This window comes from Bradyrhizobium sp. CCGB01, from assembly GCF_024199795.1.
GTDB lineage: Bacteria > Pseudomonadota > Alphaproteobacteria > Rhizobiales > Xanthobacteraceae > Bradyrhizobium.
Map to the genome: position 1 here is coordinate 7267632 of NZ_JANADK010000001.1, position 18074 is coordinate 7285705.

At 58.9% G+C, this 18074-nt stretch carries 18 protein-coding genes and 1 pseudogene; 7 read left to right on the top strand and 12 right to left on the bottom strand.

Annotated elements, in window-relative coordinates; all coding sequences use genetic code 11:
- Positions 1-1186: 1186 nt before the first annotated feature.
- Positions 1187-1552 carry a hypothetical protein gene (locus NLM25_RS34285; RefSeq protein ID WP_254122224.1) on the top strand — a complete coding sequence of 122 codons (366 nt, stop codon included), beginning with the start codon at positions 1187-1189 and terminating at the stop codon, positions 1550-1552.
- A gap of 860 nt (positions 1553-2412) precedes the next feature.
- Here NLM25_RS34285 and NLM25_RS34290 read toward each other — a convergent pair.
- Positions 2413-2988 carry an alpha/beta hydrolase gene (locus NLM25_RS34290; RefSeq protein WP_254122225.1) on the bottom strand — a complete coding sequence of 192 codons (576 nt, stop codon included), beginning with the start codon at positions 2986-2988 and terminating at the stop codon, positions 2413-2415.
- 133 nt (positions 2989-3121) lie between these two features.
- On the bottom strand, positions 3122-4030 hold the full coding sequence (locus tag NLM25_RS34295) for a LysR family transcriptional regulator (RefSeq protein WP_254122226.1): 909 nt from the start codon (positions 4028-4030) through the stop codon (positions 3122-3124).
- Between the two features lie 132 nt (positions 4031-4162).
- Here NLM25_RS34295 and NLM25_RS34300 point away from each other — a divergent pair, with 132 nt between their 5' ends.
- From NLM25_RS34300 to NLM25_RS34325, 5 genes are all read left to right on the top strand, one after another.
- The gene (locus NLM25_RS34300) at positions 4163-4825 is read left to right on the top strand and encodes a hydrolase (RefSeq protein ID WP_254124573.1); all 663 of its coding nucleotides are present in this window, start codon (positions 4163-4165) and stop codon (positions 4823-4825) included.
- A gap of 429 nt (positions 4826-5254) precedes the next feature.
- Complete coding sequence (locus NLM25_RS34310) at positions 5255-6055, top strand: SDR family NAD(P)-dependent oxidoreductase (protein ID WP_254122227.1); 801 nt, start codon at positions 5255-5257, stop codon at positions 6053-6055.
- Positions 6056-6271: 216 nt separating this feature from the next.
- A complete protein-coding gene (locus NLM25_RS34315; RefSeq protein ID WP_254122229.1) occupies positions 6272-7012 on the top strand; it encodes an SDR family NAD(P)-dependent oxidoreductase in 741 nt (246 codons plus the stop codon).
- Between the two features lie 72 nt (positions 7013-7084).
- The gene (locus NLM25_RS34320) at positions 7085-7951 is read left to right on the top strand and encodes an alpha/beta fold hydrolase (protein WP_254122231.1); all 867 of its coding nucleotides are present in this window, start codon (positions 7085-7087) and stop codon (positions 7949-7951) included.
- A gap of 31 nt (positions 7952-7982) precedes the next feature.
- Complete coding sequence (locus NLM25_RS34325; protein WP_254122233.1) at positions 7983-8381, top strand: RidA family protein; 399 nt, start codon at positions 7983-7985, stop codon at positions 8379-8381.
- Positions 8382-8658: 277 nt separating this feature from the next.
- On the opposite strand, the gene NLM25_RS34330 is transcribed toward NLM25_RS34325, so the two are convergent.
- From NLM25_RS34330 to NLM25_RS34370, 9 genes are all read right to left on the bottom strand, one after another.
- Entirely contained in the window at positions 8659-9171 is a 513-nt protein-coding gene (locus NLM25_RS34330) for a nuclear transport factor 2 family protein (protein ID WP_254122235.1), read from the bottom strand.
- A 65-nt stretch (positions 9172-9236) separates the two neighbouring features.
- Positions 9237-9674 carry an OsmC family protein gene (locus NLM25_RS34335; RefSeq protein ID WP_254122237.1) on the bottom strand — a complete coding sequence of 146 codons (438 nt, stop codon included), beginning with the start codon at positions 9672-9674 and terminating at the stop codon, positions 9237-9239.
- A gap of 53 nt (positions 9675-9727) precedes the next feature.
- The gene (locus tag NLM25_RS34340; protein WP_254139817.1) at positions 9728-10621 is read right to left on the bottom strand and encodes a pirin family protein; all 894 of its coding nucleotides are present in this window, start codon (positions 10619-10621) and stop codon (positions 9728-9730) included.
- A complete protein-coding gene (locus NLM25_RS34345) occupies positions 10618-10923 on the bottom strand; it encodes a GNAT family N-acetyltransferase (RefSeq protein ID WP_254122239.1) in 306 nt (101 codons plus the stop codon). Before NLM25_RS34345 ends, NLM25_RS34340 begins: the two co-directional genes overlap by 4 nt.
- Positions 10920-11762 carry an alpha/beta fold hydrolase gene (locus tag NLM25_RS34350; RefSeq protein WP_254139818.1) on the bottom strand — a complete coding sequence of 281 codons (843 nt, stop codon included), beginning with the start codon at positions 11760-11762 and terminating at the stop codon, positions 10920-10922. Before NLM25_RS34350 ends, NLM25_RS34345 begins: the two co-directional genes overlap by 4 nt.
- Before the next feature lie 77 nt (positions 11763-11839).
- Positions 11840-12007, bottom strand: coding sequence for a hypothetical protein (locus NLM25_RS34355; RefSeq protein WP_254139819.1), 168 nt, complete (start codon positions 12005-12007; stop codon positions 11840-11842).
- Positions 12008-12390: 383 nt separating this feature from the next.
- Positions 12391-13971, bottom strand: a complete 1581-nt coding sequence (locus tag NLM25_RS34360; RefSeq protein ID WP_254122245.1) for a Na+/H+ antiporter — start codon at positions 13969-13971, stop codon at positions 12391-12393.
- Positions 13972-14167: 196 nt separating this feature from the next.
- Positions 14168-15388 (bottom strand): amino acid ABC transporter substrate-binding protein, encoded by a 1221-nt coding sequence (locus tag NLM25_RS34365; protein ID WP_254139820.1) that lies wholly within the window; start codon positions 15386-15388, stop codon positions 14168-14170.
- Positions 15385-15759 (bottom strand): nuclear transport factor 2 family protein, encoded by a 375-nt coding sequence (locus tag NLM25_RS34370; protein ID WP_254122250.1) that lies wholly within the window; start codon positions 15757-15759, stop codon positions 15385-15387. Before NLM25_RS34370 ends, NLM25_RS34365 begins: the two co-directional genes overlap by 4 nt.
- A gap of 117 nt (positions 15760-15876) precedes the next feature.
- Here NLM25_RS34370 and NLM25_RS34375 point away from each other — a divergent pair.
- Positions 15877-16360 (top strand): annotated as a pseudogene (locus NLM25_RS34375) (3'-5' exonuclease); the annotation flags it as partial.
- A 924-nt stretch (positions 16361-17284) separates the two neighbouring features.
- Here the strand turns inward: NLM25_RS34375 and NLM25_RS34380 are convergent.
- A complete protein-coding gene (locus tag NLM25_RS34380) occupies positions 17285-17935 on the bottom strand; it encodes a hypothetical protein (RefSeq protein ID WP_254122252.1) in 651 nt (216 codons plus the stop codon).
- Positions 17936-18074: the final 139 nt, after the last annotated feature.

An 18074-nucleotide genomic window follows, 5' to 3' on the forward strand; every position in this document is an offset into this window, starting at 1 on the left:
CCCCATTCCGGCGCCGCAGCCCACATCCGGCCATGTTGAAAGGCGCGCCAACACAGTGGAATCCGCTTGTACGGTTATGGTACTCTTCAGAGACTAAGCGCCACGCAAGAGTGCCACACAAAAACAGATCGTCGGGCCGAAATTACCAATAAAATCAATAGCAAGCAGGATTGCAGCCTTAGTTCAATCCTGTCTGGCAGCACCATCTTTCCCCTTGGAAAGACGGCGCGTTGGGCGTCGTTGAGTATAAATGCAGAAACATGCATGAGAATGCGCCGATAGCGGCACGTTTTTGACACGCAGATTCGGTTTTCGTTCTCTCTCCTCGCGGCGGTAGGCGCGGACAACAGCCGAGCTCGGCATCGCATCGAGGACGCAAAGGCTTGCGAGCAGGAACCCCCTCTTGATCTCTCGCGAAAGTTGCGAAACGCTCCCGTCGTGGAGGGGGGCTCGGAGATGCGCGGATACGCGTTTTTAGCGATTGCGATTGGGCTGCTGGCATACGTCGTCAGCCGTCCCGCCGCTCCGCCGTCCGCGCCTGCTACGTTCGCCCAACTGCCCGCCACCGCTCAGGTGCCACCAAGACCAGAACCGCGCCCAGAACCTTCCAGGACGCCGTTGGTGAAGGCGCCAGCTCCGCTCGACGTTAGACCGCAGATCCAGCAGCCGGCGCCACGCCAAGCCGCGCCAGTGCCGCCAACGCCATCTGCAACACCAAACGAGTCCAAAGTTAGAGAGACGGCGGCCGTACTTACAGCGGCCGCGATCGCAGCGGTGATCGTGGCGGAGAGTCGGCGCGCCTATCATGCCCGCGGGAAATCATGCGCTTGCCCCGATGACAGGATGCGCAACGGTCGCGCCTGCGGTAGTCGAAGCGCGTACAGCCGGCCGGGTGGCGCAGCTCCGCTCTGCTACCCGACCGATGTGAGCGAAGCGACGATCAAAGCCTATCGGGCTCGTCAACTGGCGGAGCGCTAGCTGCTATCCGATCTCGGTATTCATTTTCCGCTTAATAAGGTTGGGGCGAAGCGCCCCGCCGCGCATGGAAGGTCACTTTTGACCCTCAGTGACAGGCCGAGCCAATCCCCATCGATTGTTGCACTGCGTTTCTCTTGCCCTCGCGCAATGGTTGCGGTTGGATGGGTCTGGGAGTGGGGGACTTATGCATAGGTTAGCGATAGTTTTAATGGGCGCCGCATTGGCTGGTTGCGCGTTCCAACGAGCGGAAGTCGCGCAGGATGCGCGCACGCAAATGGTGGGCATGTCAAAGGAACGAGTGCTTGCATGCATGGGTGCACCATTAAACAAGGCGGCTGAAGGCAGCACCGAAGTCTGGGGCTATGATTCCGGGAACGGCATGCAGGTCGCTAACATCAGCGGCGATCGTTACAGTGCCACCGCGGTCAGCTCGAGGCGCTTTTGCAAGATCAATATCGTCTTCGCAGGCGGCGTAGTTTCATCCGTGAATTACTCCGGCCCAACCGGGGGTGTTCTAACGGCAGGTGAGCAGTGCGCTTATGCGGTGGATGCCTGTGTGGTTAAACGGCAATAGCCCGTTCTGTGGGCCGGTTTCGGCGCTCCAATTGAGAAGCATGAAAATTACCGCCATTCAGGACCAAGCGATACAGCCACGAATGGCACTCATCGTTCGCGGTAAGCCCGTTCAGCGAAGTTGATGGTTATCTCCTGTATGTCTTTGCGAAGGACGAGGAGCGCGCAGCTGAAATTGAGGACAATTATGCGCTCACATCTCAATCATCGCCTCGTAGATATTGAAGGGCGAGTCAAGAACCGATAGCCATACTCCTCAACTGCCCGGACCTACCGCCGGCCGCCTTAGCGATGGTCCAATGGCGTCGCTGGCACGGCCCGCCACCATTTCAACTATTGTCCGCGTATCGGTTACGGCTTAAACCTCCGCAACCTTCGAGCGAAGACGTAGCATGTCACTTCGCCCATCCGAAACCTGGAAATCTTGAAGATAATGGCGCATCAGTTTCGAGCACCCGCCTCGGCGATGGCCTGGCTCTCGGCTACCTCGCTGTTTTTGAGTGGATGTGTGACTTCCAGCGAAGCTCCCTCGCCCGTCAAAGCGAAGTCGCCGCTCAGTCAAGCGATAGTCTCCAGCCCGCGCGAGCAACAAATAACTCGACTGGAACCACCGGATTAGAGCCTGTAAGTCCCGAGATCTTGCAACGTCGAAGGCAGGCCATTGCCACCTTAGCCGCAACACCCCTGCTCGGAGACACTACTTCGTGGACGTTTTTGCAGGCGTGGCTGTCGCGGGCCTTGCAATTGTCTTGGCTTCATCGATCGAGAGACGTCCGTTATCGGCTCTCCCGAAAACAAGGATCTCGCTGCCAACAGCGAGCGCATGACTGCCCAGTTTCGCCCATTTTTGCTAGCACCGCGCTAAGGGCAGAACGCGACAATCGGAGGGCGGCGCAAGTCGGTCCATTTTGGGCCATAAGCCGACCTGTGGGGCGGAAGGCGCAATAAGTCGGCCGCAAGCATGTCCTCCACCGCTGAGGCCTTCGTCTGCATGCGCCGGAACGCCGATCCGATGTCGTTGGCTACGACGGTGCCCACTGCCTTAAAGCGGCGCTCAATCAAAGCGGCGTTGATCGCGTAGCCGCCGCCCGCGCAGATGCCAAGTAGACCGATCGCCTCCTCGGCGACGAAGGGCAGCGTCACGAGGAAGTCGATCGCGCAGCGGATATCCTCGACGCGCACTGCCGGGTTCTCGGTGTCTCGGGGTTGGCCTTCGCTCTCGCCCTGGAACGAGGGATCGAAGACAGTCAGATAGCCCTTGGCAGCCAGCTTCTCTGCGTAAACGGCACCCGCCTGTTCCTGTACGCTGCTGCCAGGGCCAACGATCACCACGGCCGGATGGCCTTTTTGCTCGGAGAAGCGATCTGGTAAGCGGAGGTGCGCGACGATCGTTCGAACATCGTTCTTGAAAGTGACGCGCCGCCTTTCGATGCTCATCCAGCCTCCTTGCGCCTGCAAATTGGCAAGTGCGCTCCGGCTCGATAGTGCCCTTCGGGCACGGGTGACGATAGCGTCGTTTGCTGTCGGTCTGTGTCGCAGTTTTCGCAACACTAACAGGTGTGTTCGCTTGCTACCGCGCTTGTTGAGCTTCCCTCAGCATGATTCCCCTGCAGAGGCTCTCGCAGCATTCAACCATCATTTCAGTCAGCACCCGCACCTTTCGGGCTGGATGATGGCCGGCCGGACGCACCACGTAGATGCCCAAGGTTGGGGGCGGATACTTCTTCATCACCGGAACCAAGGCGCCGGACTCAAGATGCCCGATGATAAGTTCCTTCGGAATACCTGCAAGCCCGATTCCCGCAAGAGCGGCGGCGACGAGAGCGACGGCGTTGTCCGCTTTAAAGCGCCCTTTCGGCCTAAGTGTAATCAGCTTGTCGCCATCAAGTGCCAGCCAGGTCTCAGTCCCTTGCATGACAACGTCGTGAGTTTCGAATTCTACTGGCGTTTCTGGAGCACCATGACGCTCGATGTATTCAGGCGTTGCCACATATACGGCTGGCGTGTATCCAACTTTCCTGGCAAGCAGGTTCGAATCGACGAGGTGACCGATCCTGATGGCGCAATCAAACCCTTCCGCGATCAGATCAACGAAACGGTCCGTGTAGGAAGCGCGAACCTGCAGCTCAGGATTGAGGCGCGCCAGTTCCGCGACCACGGGCGCGAAGTGTGTCGGGCCGAAGGTCAGCGGAGCGGCGATCCGCAAGTTGCCACGTAGTTTGCCCGCTGGCAGGATCGTTTCTCGAGCATTGTCGATCTCTGCGCAAACCTTCGCGGCGTGTTCGCGAAACGGTATTCCAGCTTCCGTCAGGCCAGCACCTCGAGTGGTACGTGCGAGCAATTGGATACCTAGGTCCGCCTCCAGCCTGGCCAAACGCCGACTGACGATCGACTTGGAAACGCCAAGACGAAGCGCAGCTGCCGTGACGCTTCCAGCATCGGCGACCTCGACAAATGTCCGAAGTTCCTCAATATCCACGTGCGTTCCCCGATCCGCAACTCAGCACAGCACTTCTTGAAACTATACGCATGAGAAATGCAATGGCATTCGAACATGCGCGGTGCGCTGCAAATCGCGACAAATGAGCGCTTCTGCAGGAAAGGAATTGCCATGAGTTTTCGCCAAGGTCTCGGTTCCCTCCTTCGACCGGAGGATTCGGTATTGGTTCTGATCGACCATCAGCCCTACCAGCTCGCCAACCTGAACAGCCATGATCCTCAGGCAGTAGTGAATAACACAACTGCACTAGCCAAGACCGCCAAGGTCTTCGGCGTCCCAACGATCCTGACGAGCGTCATTGCGGGGCGGGGCGGACTGATCTTCAAGCATGTCACCGACGTCTTCCCGGACCAGAAGGTGATCGACCGCACCTTCATCAACACTTGGGAAGACAAGGCCGTCGTAGAAGCTGTGAAAGCGACGGGACGGAAGCAGCTGATCATAGCGGGCCTCTGGACAGAAGTCTGCGTCGCCATGCCGGCGATCCAGGCCGCGGGCGAAGGCTGGGATGTGACAGTGATCACCGACGCATCAGGAGGCACCTCGGTTGAGGCCCACGAGGTCGCCATTCAGCGCATGATCGGGGCCGGCATCAACATGATGACTTGGTTGGCCCTCGCGGCCGAATGGCAGCGCGACTGGGCGCGTCTCAAGACGGCCGGTCCGCTGACGCAGGTCATGATCGATCACGTTGGCGGCAGCGGCGTCGCCTACCTGTGGGAGCAGCAGTTGCTGAACACACCAGTGCCTAACGAACAGTCGGCAGGCGTCTGATCGGAATGAATGGGGGAGCCGGGATGCGCCTTGCGCGACCCGCTCCCTGCGCCGCCGAAGAAACCGGCGAGCTAAAGGTGCAGCTCGCTGCGCAGGAGTGGCGGCCTGCGGCGCCTTCTTCCCGGCTGGGCCCACCTCACCGAGACAGTCGGGCGCGCGCGGGGCTAGGGACCTCCGACGCGCACGCAGTTCGACAGCATGGCCGGGCCTGAAGGCGCGTTCCTAGTAGGTGATCCGACGACAGTTGCGGCCAAGATCCAGGAGGCTAGTGCGGTCCTGGGCGGGCTCTCACGTATCACTTTTCAAATGAGCACCGCCTCGCAGGACTCCGCTGCAACGAGGCGCTCGATCGAGCCCCTTGGCAATGAAGTCGCTCTCGTCGCCAGGAGCATCGTCGGAAAGCTGGCGCTGCAATTCAGGAGGGTAGTTATGGCATCCCGCCCGCGACGTCACCGGTATTCGGTCGTGATCACCGGAGCCGGTACCGGTCTCGGTCGCGAGCTCGCGTTGGGCTACGCCGCCCGAGGCTGTATCGTCTTCGGAACTGCAGCGTCTGCTGCCGAGGTGCAGGAGCTCAGAACTGGGGCGGGCGGGCGCGTCAGCCTCGCGGTGAGCGATGTCACCAAATTCACCAAAGGCAGAATTTGGGCGGAAGGCGTGTCGGACGCGCTCGACGGGGCCGGGCTCGACCTCCTGATCAACAATTCTCACGTCATCCCCCCGAGCCCGCTCGAAGCGGTCTCAATCGATACCGCACGGCATGCTCTTGAGGAGAGCGTCATTGGTGCGATGAGCGTGATCAACGCCTTTCTGCCGGCTCTTCGCCGATCGCGCGGCCAGATCGTCCAAATCATCGACGCGAGAAGCAGTACCCCAGCTACCTTTTGTGGGCTTGCAGCAGCATCTAACGCGGCGCTCGAGGCGCTCGTGTCCGCTTACCGGGCCGACCTCAAGCCGTTCGGCGTGCACGTCACGACGGTATCGATGGGCCGCATCCAAGGCGGTGATGTATTGACGACGTCCGATGCTCTAATGAGCGCCGCCAATAACATGGGCCCTGAGCAGCGCAAACTGTACGGCAGGCGGCTTGCAGAATATTCCAAGAGTAACGAAGAGACGGGCGCGAACGCTTTGGACCCCTGTGAAGCTGCTGCGCGCCTGATCGAGATTCTCGACCAGGAACCCGCCCCAAGCCGGGTCGCCGTCGGGTCCGGTGCGGAGCCACATTGATCCACCCCGTTCTGCTGAAGCAGCGGTATCAGGTCGTCGATCACCCGCTGTTCCTCAAGCGTCCGATCGCGGCGTTCCATCCCCTGCAACACAGCTCGGCAGGTTTCGCCACTAAGCAAGGCGAAGGCCCCTCCCCAAAATAAGTTGAACATGTGCTCCCGTCGCGGCTTCACGCGCTCCGGAGCGGCCGACTTTAGGATGGAGAAAGGAAATAGAATGATCGATCTGAGTGGAAAGCGAGCCCTCGTGGCCGGTGGATCGCGGGGAATCGGTGCCGCGATCGCGCTGGCGCTCGCCGAGAACGGCGCCGACGTCGCGTTCACCTATCAGAACTCCGCCAAGAAGGCCCAGGCAGTAGCTGCGTCGATCAGGGCGACCGGACGTCGTGCCGTCGCCATCCAGGCCGACAGCGCCGACCCCGAGGCGATCACGCGCGCCGTCGACAACGCGGTGACCGAGCATGGCGGCATCGACATCCTCATCAACAGCGCGGCGATCGGCTATTATGGGTCGATTGCGGAGCTGGACCTCGGCGAGTACCAGAAGCTGATGGACGTCAACGTCCGCGCGCCGATGCTGTTCGCCAAGACTGTCATCCCGCACCTTCGCGCAGGGGGCCGCATCGTCACCATCGGCTCTGGTCTCGCCGAGCGCGTTCCATTTCCGGGCGTGACGGCCTACGCCGTCTCGAAGGCAGCGCTGACCTCGTTCACCCGCGGCCTGTCCCGCGAGCTCGGGCCGAGCGGCATCACTGTCAACCTGGTGCAGCCCGGCTCGACCGACACGGATGCGAATCCCGCAGACGGCAACACAGCCGACTTCCAGCGGGGCATGACGTCGCTGGGGCGCTACGCTGAGCCGCGCGAGATCGCCAATGCGGTCGTGTTCTTGGCAAGCCCGGCTGCGAGCGTGATCACCGGCACGATCCTCAACGCCGACGCGGGCGCGCTCGCCTAGGATTCAACACGCCGACGGGTCGGCCAAGTGCAGCTTGCCGGCACCATCGCCTCAGTCATAAAGGGCAGACAGATGTCGAGCGTTCGCTATCGCACCCAACGGGTCGGGGCCGTCGAGGTCTTCTATCGGGAATCCGGCCCCGTCGATGCCCCGGCCCTGCTGTTACTCCATGGTTTCCCGACGGCAAGCCACATGTTCCGGGACTTGATTCCTCTGCTGGCGGACCGTTACCGCATCATCGCGCCCGACCTGCCCGGATTCGGCCAGACGCGGGCACCCGAGCGCGGCGCATTCAACTACAGCTTCGACGACCTGGCCGTGGTGATCGAGGCGTTCATCGATGCGATCGGGCTAGACCGTTTCGCCATCTACATATTCGACTATGGAGCGCCGATCGGCCTGCGGCTCGCCATGAAGAACCCGGATCGCATCACCGCAATCATCTCTCAGAACGGAAACGCCTACGAGGAGGGCTTTAGTGACGAATGGGGCGCGTGGCAGGCCTACTGGCGCGAGCCTACCGAAGCAAATCGCGAGGCCTGTCGCGCATCGCTGTCGCCTGAGACGATCCGCAGCTGGCAATACGGGACAGGCGCGGATCCGGATCCGCTCGGCCCTGACGGATACGAGCTCGACATCGCGTACATGGCGCGTCATGGCGCGGAGGACATACAGCTTGATCTCATCCTGGACTATCGCAGCAACGTCGCGCTCTACCCGGCCTTCCAGGCGTACTTTCGCCAACACCATCCGCCGCTTCTGGCGGCATGGGGTCGTCACGATCCTGCGTTCGTTCCCGCAGGAGCACTCGCCTACAAGCGAGACCTGCCGAACGCCGAGGTGCACCTGCTTGACGCTGGCCACTTTGCACTGGAGACGCACCATCGAGCGATAGCCGTCATCATCCGCGACTTTCTTCAACGCTCACTCGGAAAGTGACGCCACCTCCCACCACACATAGGAGATACCGATGTCCACACGCGAGCCGATCTTCCCGGCCCAGCGCCACGCCCTCTATGACGAGCATCGCTACTCGGCGGCGATCAGGTCCGGCGACCTGCTGTTCGTGTCCGGGCAGGTTGGTAGTCGCGAAGACGGCTCGCCCGAACCGGTGTTCGAGAAACAGGTGCGCCGCGCATTCGCCAATCTCAGATCTGTTCTGGCCGCGGCCGGTTGCACCCTCGACGACGTGGTCGACGTCATCACCTTTCACACCGATCCTGAAGCGCAGTTCGAAACCGTTATGAAGGTCCGATCTGCCGAGATCGGCGATCCGCCTTTCCCCAACTGGACGGCGGTCGGCGTGACCTGGCTCGCCGGCTTCGATTTTGAAATCAAGGCGATTGCCCGCATCCCAAGTCAGCCTTGAGCGGCTGCCGGTTTCAGGCGTTTGGCGAGCACCAATGTCCTGGGGCCTCACTACCGGAAATGCTGCAGATCTAGACCGGCATGGCAATGGAATGGTGCGCAGGTCCTGGTCGGTAACGAGCTTCGGAGCTGGCCTTTGAGAGCCAACTCGGCCTTGCAGCTCCTCGCGGAGGTCAGGGTGGCTCCAACTAGGCCAGACGGCTCAAAGTCGGCCGGACGTGGCCTAGTCCCTTGATGCAAATGTAATGGCTTATCGCGGCCGGATCTTAACCTTGCTTTCAGACGCTGGTTTCCGATCCGTCTGGATTTGCTTTGATGAGATACTCGCCGCTTTCTCTAAAACTGCGGACGGTCGCGAAGGTATCTTCCATAAACTGCACGTATGACAGCTTGCCGTTCTCGCCGCGCGCCAGTACCGCGAAGGGTGATGTCACCTTTTTTCCCAAAATGTTTGATGTGTAAGTAAAGGAGCCAAAGATCGCTGCGCCATTCTTATTCTCAAAGCTGTCCTGAATTTGGAAGTCATCTGTCGTCCAATAACGGCTGACGTCCATAAAGGTCTGAACCAGTCCTTTGGTGCCTTCGTTGGTTCCGGCCCAAGGCATGATCTGCTTCAGTTCCGGGTGCTCATAATTGAGCGATACATATATGAAGTCATCAGTCGTAAATTGTTTGACGAAATCCAGATCGGTTGGGTTCGACAAGATCAACCGCAGAATGGCCAAAGGGGATGCCGCAGACGCGGGTTCGGCGGTAGACAACTTTTTGACAGCTTGCGCACTGGTAGACATTGTGAGCTCCTTCTTCTGGAAAATCTAGGAATTGAGGTGTCAGGTAGCCGCCCTTGGCTATCTCTTTACAGGTCAGTTATTGCTGCTAGCTCTGACCTTATCGAAGGAGAGCTTTCTAGAACGCGTTGAACTGGGCACTTGGAGGCAACATCGAACAGTCGTGAGCGCTGCTCGTCCGTAAGCTTGGCACCCCGAATGAAGATGTTTTTCTCGAACACATCAACGGGACTAGAAGCGCCGGCAGGCAGTCTTTTCGCGTAATCGAGCACCACCGACACATGTTCCAACGGCCAGCGCTGTTGGCGGGCGTACCAACGCACAGTCATCGCCGTGCATTCTGCCAGTGCAGTCGACAGAAGTTCAAAAGGGCTGGGACCAAGTCCGCCACCGCCGGCATCCACGGGTTCGTCGCCGGTAAGCACATGACTGCTCGTTTCGATCCGAACAGCGAAAGTGCTTCTTCCGGTCTCTGACACTGTTACATGTGCGCGCGGCGCAGCCATCATCATCTCCATCAGACAAGAGCGACAAAACCGATTTCTTGTAATCTCGCCGCTTAGGAACTGGCCGAGGCAGCCGGCTTGGGCTGGTCCGGTAGTGGGATGAACTCCGCGTTGTCCGCATCCGGCAGCTTCATCCGTCCCGCCCTCCAGTCTGAGGCCGCCTGAGCGAGCCGCTCCTTGGAAGATGACACGAAGTTCCAGTAGATGAAGCGCTCACCAATGGGCTCGCCCCCGAGCACCATCACAGCCGACTTTTCGAACGCTTTTACGCGCGAGATTCCCGCACCGAGCACCAGCATCCTACCTGCCTCATAGCGGCGACTATCCACCTCAACTGCGCCCGTAGCGACGTATAGGGCACGCTCCTTGTGGCCGACCGGAACCTCTGCCGTTGACCCCGCCGACATGTCGAGATGTGCGTAGAACAGCGGCGAGTGCGTTACGGAGCCGGCCACCAAGCCGTAGGCGCTGCCGGCGATGAGATGCCCAATGACCCCCGACTCGTTCCACTGCGGCAGGTCGACTCCGGAATGGTGTGAAAAGGAAGGGGCGGCCTCCTCCTGGTCGACTGGCAGTGCAACCCAGGCCTGGATGCCGTGCACGCGATCACCATGCGCGCGGGCATGCTCGAAGCGCTCACTATGAGTGATGCCGCTGCCTGCTGTCATCCAATTGACTTCCAGCGGACGGATCGGCTGCTCGTAGCCGAGACTGTCGCGATGCATGATCTCGCCAGCGAACAGATAGCTCACAGTCGAGAGGCCTATATGCGGATGCGGGCGAACGTCTAAACCGCGATCATCGCTGGGCGCGATATCAATCGGTCCAATGTGATCGAAAAAGATGAACGGGCCCACCATGCGCCGCTTGGCGAATGGCAGCACACGTCCCACCTCGAAGCCACCCCCGAGATCTCGCCGCCGCTGTTCGATGACCATCTCAATCATAATCTTTTCTCCTGTTGAGCCGTGTCATCGACAACGTCCGAATATTCCGGGTGACGTGCGTAGAAGGCAGTCATGAAAGGACAAACGAGGATGGCCTTGCGCCCGGCGCGCCGAAGCGCTTCGAACACGCCGCGCGCCAACTCCGAGGCGACGCCGTGGCCCGCAAATCGCTCGGGCACCTCGGTGTGGGTGAGGACAATCCGGTCACCTTTAGGGCGGTAATATGCAGCAGCAAGTTCACCGCTGCCATCAATAGCCAGTTCGAAACGATGTTCGGCAACGTTATCCCTTACGGAGTTCATGATGTGGTCCGATCCTCGATGAACGCTAATAGATCGGCATTGATGACATCGGGATGAGTGGCGAACAGGCCGTGCGACAGGCCAGGATACGTCTTCAGTGTGCCTCTGGTTAACAACTGGATCGCCGTGCGGGCCGACGCGTCGACAGGCACAACTTGGTCATCCTCGCCATGCATCAGCAACACCGGAAGGGACACGGCCTTCAGATCCTCTGTGAAGTCGGTCTCCGAGAAGGCAGCGATGCAGTCGTAATGTGCCTTGGCAGCGCCCATCATGCCCTGCCGCCACCAGTTGCGGACAAGTCCCTCGCTCACTTCGGCGCCCTCGCGGTTGAAGCCGTAGAACGGTCCGTTGGGGACATCGAGGAAGAATTGCGCGCGGTTACGGAGGAGAGCTTTGCGAAATCCGTCGAAGACCTCCATTGGCAGACCACGAGGGTATCGTGGCGTCGCCAACATGATCGGAGTCACGGCGCCGATCAGCACTGCCTTGGCAACCCGACCGGGTTCACTATGGGCAACGTAACGTATCACCTCGCCGCCGCCGGTCGAGTGACCAACGTGCACTACATCCTTCAGATCAAGGTCACGTACTAGTTCGGCGACATCGGCCGCGTAAGTATCCATTTCGTTTCCGGTATCGGTCTGATCGGAACGGCCGTGACCACGCCTGTCGTGCGCTATGACGCGGTAACCTCTGTTGCGGAAGAACAGCATCTGATTCTCCCAATCGTCCGCGCTCAATGGCCAACCATGATGGAACATGATGGGTTGGGCGTCTCTCGAGCCCCAGTCCTTGTAATAGATTCTAGTGCCGTCCCGCGTTGTTAGCTTTGCCATTGTGTCGCTTTTTCCTAAGAAGCATCTCTCAGAAGATCAGTCCGACGAGGTTCAACGGTCGCCGCCTTGCTAGTAGGTCAATGATCGCGGGCAGCGGTCTTCTCTGGATCGAGCCCGTCAAAGCTTTCAAAGAACTTCATGAGGCCGGGCACTCGGCTATTAAACTGTACGCCTGCCTGCTCAATGCGGTGGCCCGCCGCCTGGTGAGCTGCAAACAAGGTACGACGGGCCGCGTCGAACGGCACATAGGCCTCATAGCCTGGCCCAGAAGGTAGGCAATATGAGGCACGTCTCTGTCCAGAGCGCGGCTATGACTGCTTCCGTCGACCGATTGCTGACGGCGTGCTTGAACTCGCTGTCCCCCTGGCTGTTGGCCGATGTGCGATCGGAGGTCGCAGGTGGCAGACATTCGTTACTGAGGATCTTCGGCACTTAACGCTCCGCTTGTTCAACGAGGTAACATTGTGGCGTGTGCTTACGGTAGGTTCGGAAAGTGAGCAGCTGTGTCTCACAAAGCGGAACGCAAATAGGTAGGCTTGTCGACCAACTCGCGCGCGCCCGATCTAAGTCTAATGACGAGCTTTGCATCTGCCGCCGTTGAAGCGCATAAAGAGTTTCTCGAGGTCCGTCATACAAACCGCTTTACCGTTATCTCTTCCAGATCAAGTTCTTGCTCTATTGCATGGAGCACGCTGTCATGGATCAGGTCTTCACGGTGCATCCGCAGCAATTCTTTACGACCAGCAGAAAGCGCGGCCAAAACGGCTGCGAAGTGATCCGCGCGATGTGAAGTATGAGCTTCGGGCTCTTCGGAGAACCGCACAGACGCTCGAACGCGGTAAGAGTATTGCTCCATTAAGCGAGGATGCCGGTGACTTCCGTCGGAATTCAGCGACTCTTTTTCAACCGCCGATAGCTGAGCCGCAGCGATGCGAGCGCGGGCCTCAGCCTCAGACAGCTTTGCGGCGGTTAATGAATTAAGTCCAATCCCGGAAAGCAAACGCACGAGGGGCGCCAACGTTGTGCCTTGGAGCAGGACCGTCACGAGAATGACCGCGAACGTTACCGCGAGAATGAGGTCGCGACCGGGAAACGCCTCAGGAAGCGAGAGCGCAGCGGCTAGGCTGACCACGCCCCGAATGCCGGCCCAGCTCATGATGAAGGGTACGGATAGGGGAGGATAAGGATCGCGCGCGCGCAGCGTCGAGAACAACGCGCGGGGAATGTACGTTGTCGGAAAGATCCACACAAACCTCGCGACGATCACGGCTGCGATCATCGCCATCATCGATGGCAGCAGTTGGAGCAAAGTTTCCAGTCCACCGAGCCGGGTCAATATGCCGCGCAGCGACAGGCCGATAAGAATGAAAATCATCGATTCCAGCAAGAACACGGCAACGCCCCAGACGGCCGCCGACCGCGTGCGTGTAACGGCTGAAAGAAGTTCATGCTGGTGCCAACCCATAACCATTCCGCACGCTACGGTGGACAAAACTCCGGAGACGCCCAATTTTTCCGCCGCAATGTACGAAATCCAAGCAGTCAGGAAACCCCAGGCGACGGTAAGATCGGCATCGGGAATGCGTTTAATGACGAAAATGGACCCGTAGGCGGCTGCCACCCCGAACGCCACGCCGCCAAATGCAACCCAGGAAAACTGGAATACCGCATAGGTCGTGCTGAATGCACCGGTAAGTGTTGCGCCGACGGCTAGTCGAAAAAGTACTAGCCCGGATGCGTCGTTGACTAAGCTTTCTCCTTCTAGCAGCGCGATAATTCTCTGCGGCAAAGGTAGTTTCTGCAGCACCGCCTTCGCAGCGACCGCGTCTGGCGGCGAGACAATCGCACCCAGAGCAAAGCAGGCTCCCCACGGAAGGGCCGGTTGTACCAAGTGTGTTACGACGCCGACGACCAACGTAGTGAATGCAACAGCTCCAACGGCTAGTTGCATTATGATCCTTATGTCGGCGCGAAATTCCCGCCAGGCAGTGAACCATGCGCTGGCCATCAACAATGGTGGCAAGAACAGAATTAGGACCAGCTCGGGATCGAGTTCGATGTTCGGGCTTTCCGGGATCATCGCGAGCCCAATTCCGCCCACGATAAGTGCCGCGGCACGAGGAAGCTGAAGCTTTCGCGCGAGTATCTCGAGGATGACGATCATGGCCAACAGCAGGAGCATGATCTCAAAGCGCGCTACAGGAGTCATGTCTTCCTACTCTCGTCTTAGCGATCAAGGCATGATCGAGCGGCTCAGCTCGATGAATGAGGACTTTAGGTTTCTGTCATCCGGATAGATGCGGTGTTGGCGCACCCTGTACGCGGTCGCGACTGAACATAGCGGGGCCTGCAGTGGAAAGAGGCGGAACGCCACCGACCGGCATCCGCCTCTGTCAACTACCGGTCTAAGGTGACTTCGCGCGAAGGTCCGACTTTTTCGCCTCCCGAGCGTTCTCGAAAGGATATATCAGTTGCCCTGATGCCAGCTCCCGTGGAGCGACGACAACCTGCCGCGAGCCATCCCTGTACTGCTCCACATCGGAACCGTCGACATTTTGGAATTGCACCTGCAGCACACGTGGGTGCGCCCACTCGCCACGGACACCGAATTTGATTTTGCCCATCACCGTCGAGAACTCTGTGTTGCGTGTGAACTCTGAGAGTGCACTGTCGTTAAGGCTGCGCGTACCTTCGATAGCTTGTTCGATAACTTGCATCTGCGAGTACGCGAGCGGTGCCATATAATGTCCAAGCGGATCAACGGCTGACCCTGCTGCCCGCGAGCTGTAGGTTTTCAGGAGCTTATCTACGCCCTCGAACGCCAATGAGGGTGCCGGCACCCAATATTCGTAGTTCACGATCCCGTTCAAAAGCGGCCCGAGCTGGCTCCGGACTCCAGCGTTCTGAGGACCAATCATGCTTGCTCCAACCATCTTTGGCCGGAACGAATGCCTGTCGAGAGATCGAAGGAGGTCGACCGAATCCTGAAGATACGAGCACAGAAAGAGAAGGTCGCATTCGCTTCGTGCGGCGGCGTCAAGAAAGGGTGCGAAGTCAGTGGTCGTTAACGGGTAAGTCGCCTCATGAACGATTTCGAACTTGTACTTTGTTGCATTTGCCTTTGCACCGAGGATCGGATTGCGCGAGAAGACTGCATCCGCGGAGAGCAACGCAACAGTGGTAGGACGAGGATTTTGTAACGAAGCAGTTTCGAAGAACCCTTCAGTGAGCGACGCGTTGGGGTCCGGACCTGTTGGAATCATCGCGAAGTAGTCAGAGTATTGCAGCTCGATGTTGGCACCAAGCGCCATAAGCCCTACAAAAAAGCGCCGCCGCGCGGTTATTTCCGGCAGAGCGGCAAGGTTGGTGTTGGTCCCGTATCCGCCCATCACGAGATCCACACGATCATCCTCGATAAGGCGCGCGTATAGCGACGCCACGCGCGACCCGTCCCCCTGATCGTCGTAGCGCACCAACTCGACCGGACGTCCAAGAAGACCGCCGCGGATGTTCACTTGGTCTCGCCAGATGTCGTGCGTAAGCTGGGCGGATCTGCTGTTTCCGGATACGGGCCCGGTAAGCGACAGACAGTATCCAATCCTGATCGGGGCCGAGATTGATTTCATTGCTCTGAGCCCGGTTGATCGAGGAACACATGCAGTGATCGGATTACGTTATCTTCGATATGGGCAACATCAATGCCGGTTACGGCGGCGGGACCTTCCGGTGGCCCCGACCACCACTGGAGTCGACCAAGACCGTTGTGACCGAGCGCCGGTCGGATCGGCTTGAAAACGAAACCTGACGGCAGTCGCTCAAATAGTTCTGTCACCGCTTGCGAAATCGCTTCATGACCTTGCACCGAATCTTGAGGCTCATGAAGCACAGCATCCTTATCGTAAAGCTCGCGGATCGCCTGGATTCTGCGGGATAGATCTCGTTCTCCGAAAACGCGTCGGAGATTTCCCTGCATGATTGCATCGTAGTCGATGGCCAAGATCCGTCGCACATTGCACTCCATCACATGGTACGTCCGCGAGGGTACACGCTTGGAATGGTCCGCTATAGCGTTGCCATGTGATTAGCTGTGTCGCAGAAAGTGGAACATCCGGTCCGAAAGTTCGCCGAACGCTACTGGCCCTTGTTCGAGCACAAGGCCTGGGGCCGCAGCATGAACGAGATCGACTGGCGCAAATATGGCTTCGCGGGCTTGCAGCTTGGCTATCTCCTGAACGGAGCCGGCTACTTCCATCAGGCGCACCGGCCGGTCGACGATTGCCACGCCTTGCTGGAGGTGCTCGCGTTCGAATTGCCGACGAAGGCCTCATCCGCCCTTGTGCTCCTGCTTGAAATCGCCCGCAGGCCGACGATGCGAATCTGGGCGGAGCAGACCGCTTTCGAGCTCAAGGACTCGTTGAAACGCAGGGTTATCGCTGGAATGACGGCAGCGACGGCAGCCGAAATCCTGGTTCAGGGACGTCGATGAGACCGCGCTCGACGATGAGATCGCGTTCCTCCGGACCGAGATTTACATGCAGAACGTCGAGCCAACTGTGCAGAGGCTGACCGCATTCACACGGTTATCCGGCCGGATCTGACGCCGCCTAGCGGCCGAGACGCTTCTCGACCCGATTGCGGTTAGGGCTGAGGGCAACGAGTTTGGTGCATTTCGCGCGCAAAAGGCGCCTTTTGGCCGAACCGCTGAAGAAAAAGCTGCCCTATGCGAGGGTAACGCTAGCCGCACCGCTCATAACGGTCTGGTTGCAGGTTCGAGTCCTGCCGGGCCCACCAATGAGATCAAGTACTTGGCAGAACAGCCATTTTTGTAGCGGACCGCTTCGCGGACCGGTTAACCATTGCGCTCGGCAAAGCAAGCGCGCCCATCATCCGTCTCGCAATTTCTCAACGACGGCGAGAGCCCTGCTTCGAGAGGTACGGTGCGCAACCCGATCAGTACGCGGCTGGAAGATCATGCAAGGCCAAGTGCCGCGTCAATTCTGCTTGCGTTCTTACAAACACTTCCGGATCGGGACCTACGCTAACCCCCAACTCTCGGCACTCATTGTAGAAATTTTGAACGGCCTCATGCGAGAGACGCCTCGTGCCGGTCTGGACAACGAGCGTCGTGAGAATCGGCAGATTGTTCGTGACGCAATAATGCACCACACGCCCCAGGCTTGACGCTACGACTGCGAGCGTCTTGTGCCCCTCCCAGGGAGTGTTCGGTCGAAACTCAGACCAGATTTGACCATAGGTGCACAATCCATCCTCGGATGTTGCGCCAATTCGCTGATCTTTGCGGCGACCTGGCGGGTACCAAACACTGACGGTTTCCGTCGCAGCCTCTCTAGTAAGATTTCGCTGCGTGAATACTTTCCACCCTCCGTCTTCTTCGCCTTCCGATAGTTCGACTCGAAGGCATCGAGCTGTTCGTCACTAAGTTGCTCTAGGAACATCGCTGTAACTCCGTGCGATCTTGATGGCGCTATCCCTTTTGTATTGGTCGCGATACATTGAGGGCCTCACGCAGCATTCTCGTCCTCAACCTCCGGCGGAATTTGAGCTTCTGCCGCGAGAACGGCCTTGATGTCTATGACGTGATGCTTGCTGAGATATATCGTCCTATCTTTTTGCCCGAGAGTTACCTCAAGCTCGTTACCCGTGAGATTCTGGACCATCTCACAGATAACTTCCCTGGATCCGTTCGCGTGTCGGTACATCGCCGAATGATTGGGGCAAAGCGCGAGATAGTTCTGGAAGTGGCGCTTTCTCAGATCGGGAAGGAACTCGACCACCTCAAAGAATTTGGCCCCGTCCTCCAGCTTGAACGGTAACGGACCTTTGCATATCTGGCATGTCATCTCGCCGTCAGCATTCCGATAGTGGTTCCGCAAATACTGCTCCGCCTCCACTTTCTTTTCCTCCCGACCGATGGATATTGACCGGCTCCGTATCTCGCTCTCCTTATCAGCAGCGTTCTCAGCCTGTTCGGCGACATTCCGAGCGCGTCGCTGGGGATTAGCAAGGTCTCGATCCGGAATAGCCGCCTTCGCGGCGTTCTCACGTTCAACGAAAAACTTTTCCTGCTCTTCCACAGGAAGGGCGGCGAAACGCCTCGCGCGCTCCAGCTCGGCTGCATCGGCAAAACCTGCTCTCTTGGCTATGCCGTCCATTCTATCTTCCTCCGCTGTTCGGCAGTATGCGTCGTAGCCAAATTCGATTGCACTTAGGCCCTTATTACCCGAGTCAAAAGGAAACCCTTCCGGCAACAATTCGCGCGATGCCGCTCCCGGACGAACAAACGCGCCATTG

What these genes read in the sequence shown, in the direction of transcription:
- NLM25_RS34290 (WP_254122225.1), bottom strand. Translation starts at nt 2,988, where the DNA reads ATGAGCATCGAAAGGCGGCGCGTCACTTTCAAGAACGATGTTCGAACG.
- NLM25_RS34320 (WP_254122231.1), top strand. Translation starts at nt 7,085, where the DNA reads ATGTCGAGCGTTCGCTATCGCACCCAACGGGTCGGGGCCGTCGAGGTC.
- NLM25_RS34330 (WP_254122235.1), bottom strand. Translation starts at nt 9,171, where the DNA reads ATGTCTACCAGTGCGCAAGCTGTCAAAAAGTTGTCTACCGCCGAACCC.
- NLM25_RS34315 (WP_254122229.1), top strand. Translation starts at nt 6,272, where the DNA reads ATGATCGATCTGAGTGGAAAGCGAGCCCTCGTGGCCGGTGGATCGCGG.
- NLM25_RS34360 (WP_254122245.1), bottom strand. Translation starts at nt 13,971, where the DNA reads ATGACTCCTGTAGCGCGCTTTGAGATCATGCTCCTGCTGTTGGCCATG.
- NLM25_RS34350 (WP_254139818.1), bottom strand. Translation starts at nt 11,762, where the DNA reads ATGGCAAAGCTAACAACGCGGGACGGCACTAGAATCTATTACAAGGAC.
- NLM25_RS34340 (WP_254139817.1), bottom strand. Translation starts at nt 10,621, where the DNA reads ATGATTGAGATGGTCATCGAACAGCGGCGGCGAGATCTCGGGGGTGGC.
- NLM25_RS34310 (WP_254122227.1), top strand. Translation starts at nt 5,255, where the DNA reads ATGGCATCCCGCCCGCGACGTCACCGGTATTCGGTCGTGATCACCGGA.
- NLM25_RS34285 (WP_254122224.1), top strand. Translation starts at nt 1,187, where the DNA reads ATGGGCGCCGCATTGGCTGGTTGCGCGTTCCAACGAGCGGAAGTCGCG.
- NLM25_RS34325 (WP_254122233.1), top strand. Translation starts at nt 7,983, where the DNA reads ATGTCCACACGCGAGCCGATCTTCCCGGCCCAGCGCCACGCCCTCTAT.
- NLM25_RS34300 (WP_254124573.1), top strand. Translation starts at nt 4,163, where the DNA reads ATGAGTTTTCGCCAAGGTCTCGGTTCCCTCCTTCGACCGGAGGATTCG.
- NLM25_RS34335 (WP_254122237.1), bottom strand. Translation starts at nt 9,674, where the DNA reads ATGGCTGCGCCGCGCGCACATGTAACAGTGTCAGAGACCGGAAGAAGC.
- NLM25_RS34345 (WP_254122239.1), bottom strand. Translation starts at nt 10,923, where the DNA reads ATGAACTCCGTAAGGGATAACGTTGCCGAACATCGTTTCGAACTGGCT.
- NLM25_RS34365 (WP_254139820.1), bottom strand. Translation starts at nt 15,388, where the DNA reads ATGAAATCAATCTCGGCCCCGATCAGGATTGGATACTGTCTGTCGCTT.
- NLM25_RS34380 (WP_254122252.1), bottom strand. Translation starts at nt 17,935, where the DNA reads ATGGACGGCATAGCCAAGAGAGCAGGTTTTGCCGATGCAGCCGAGCTG.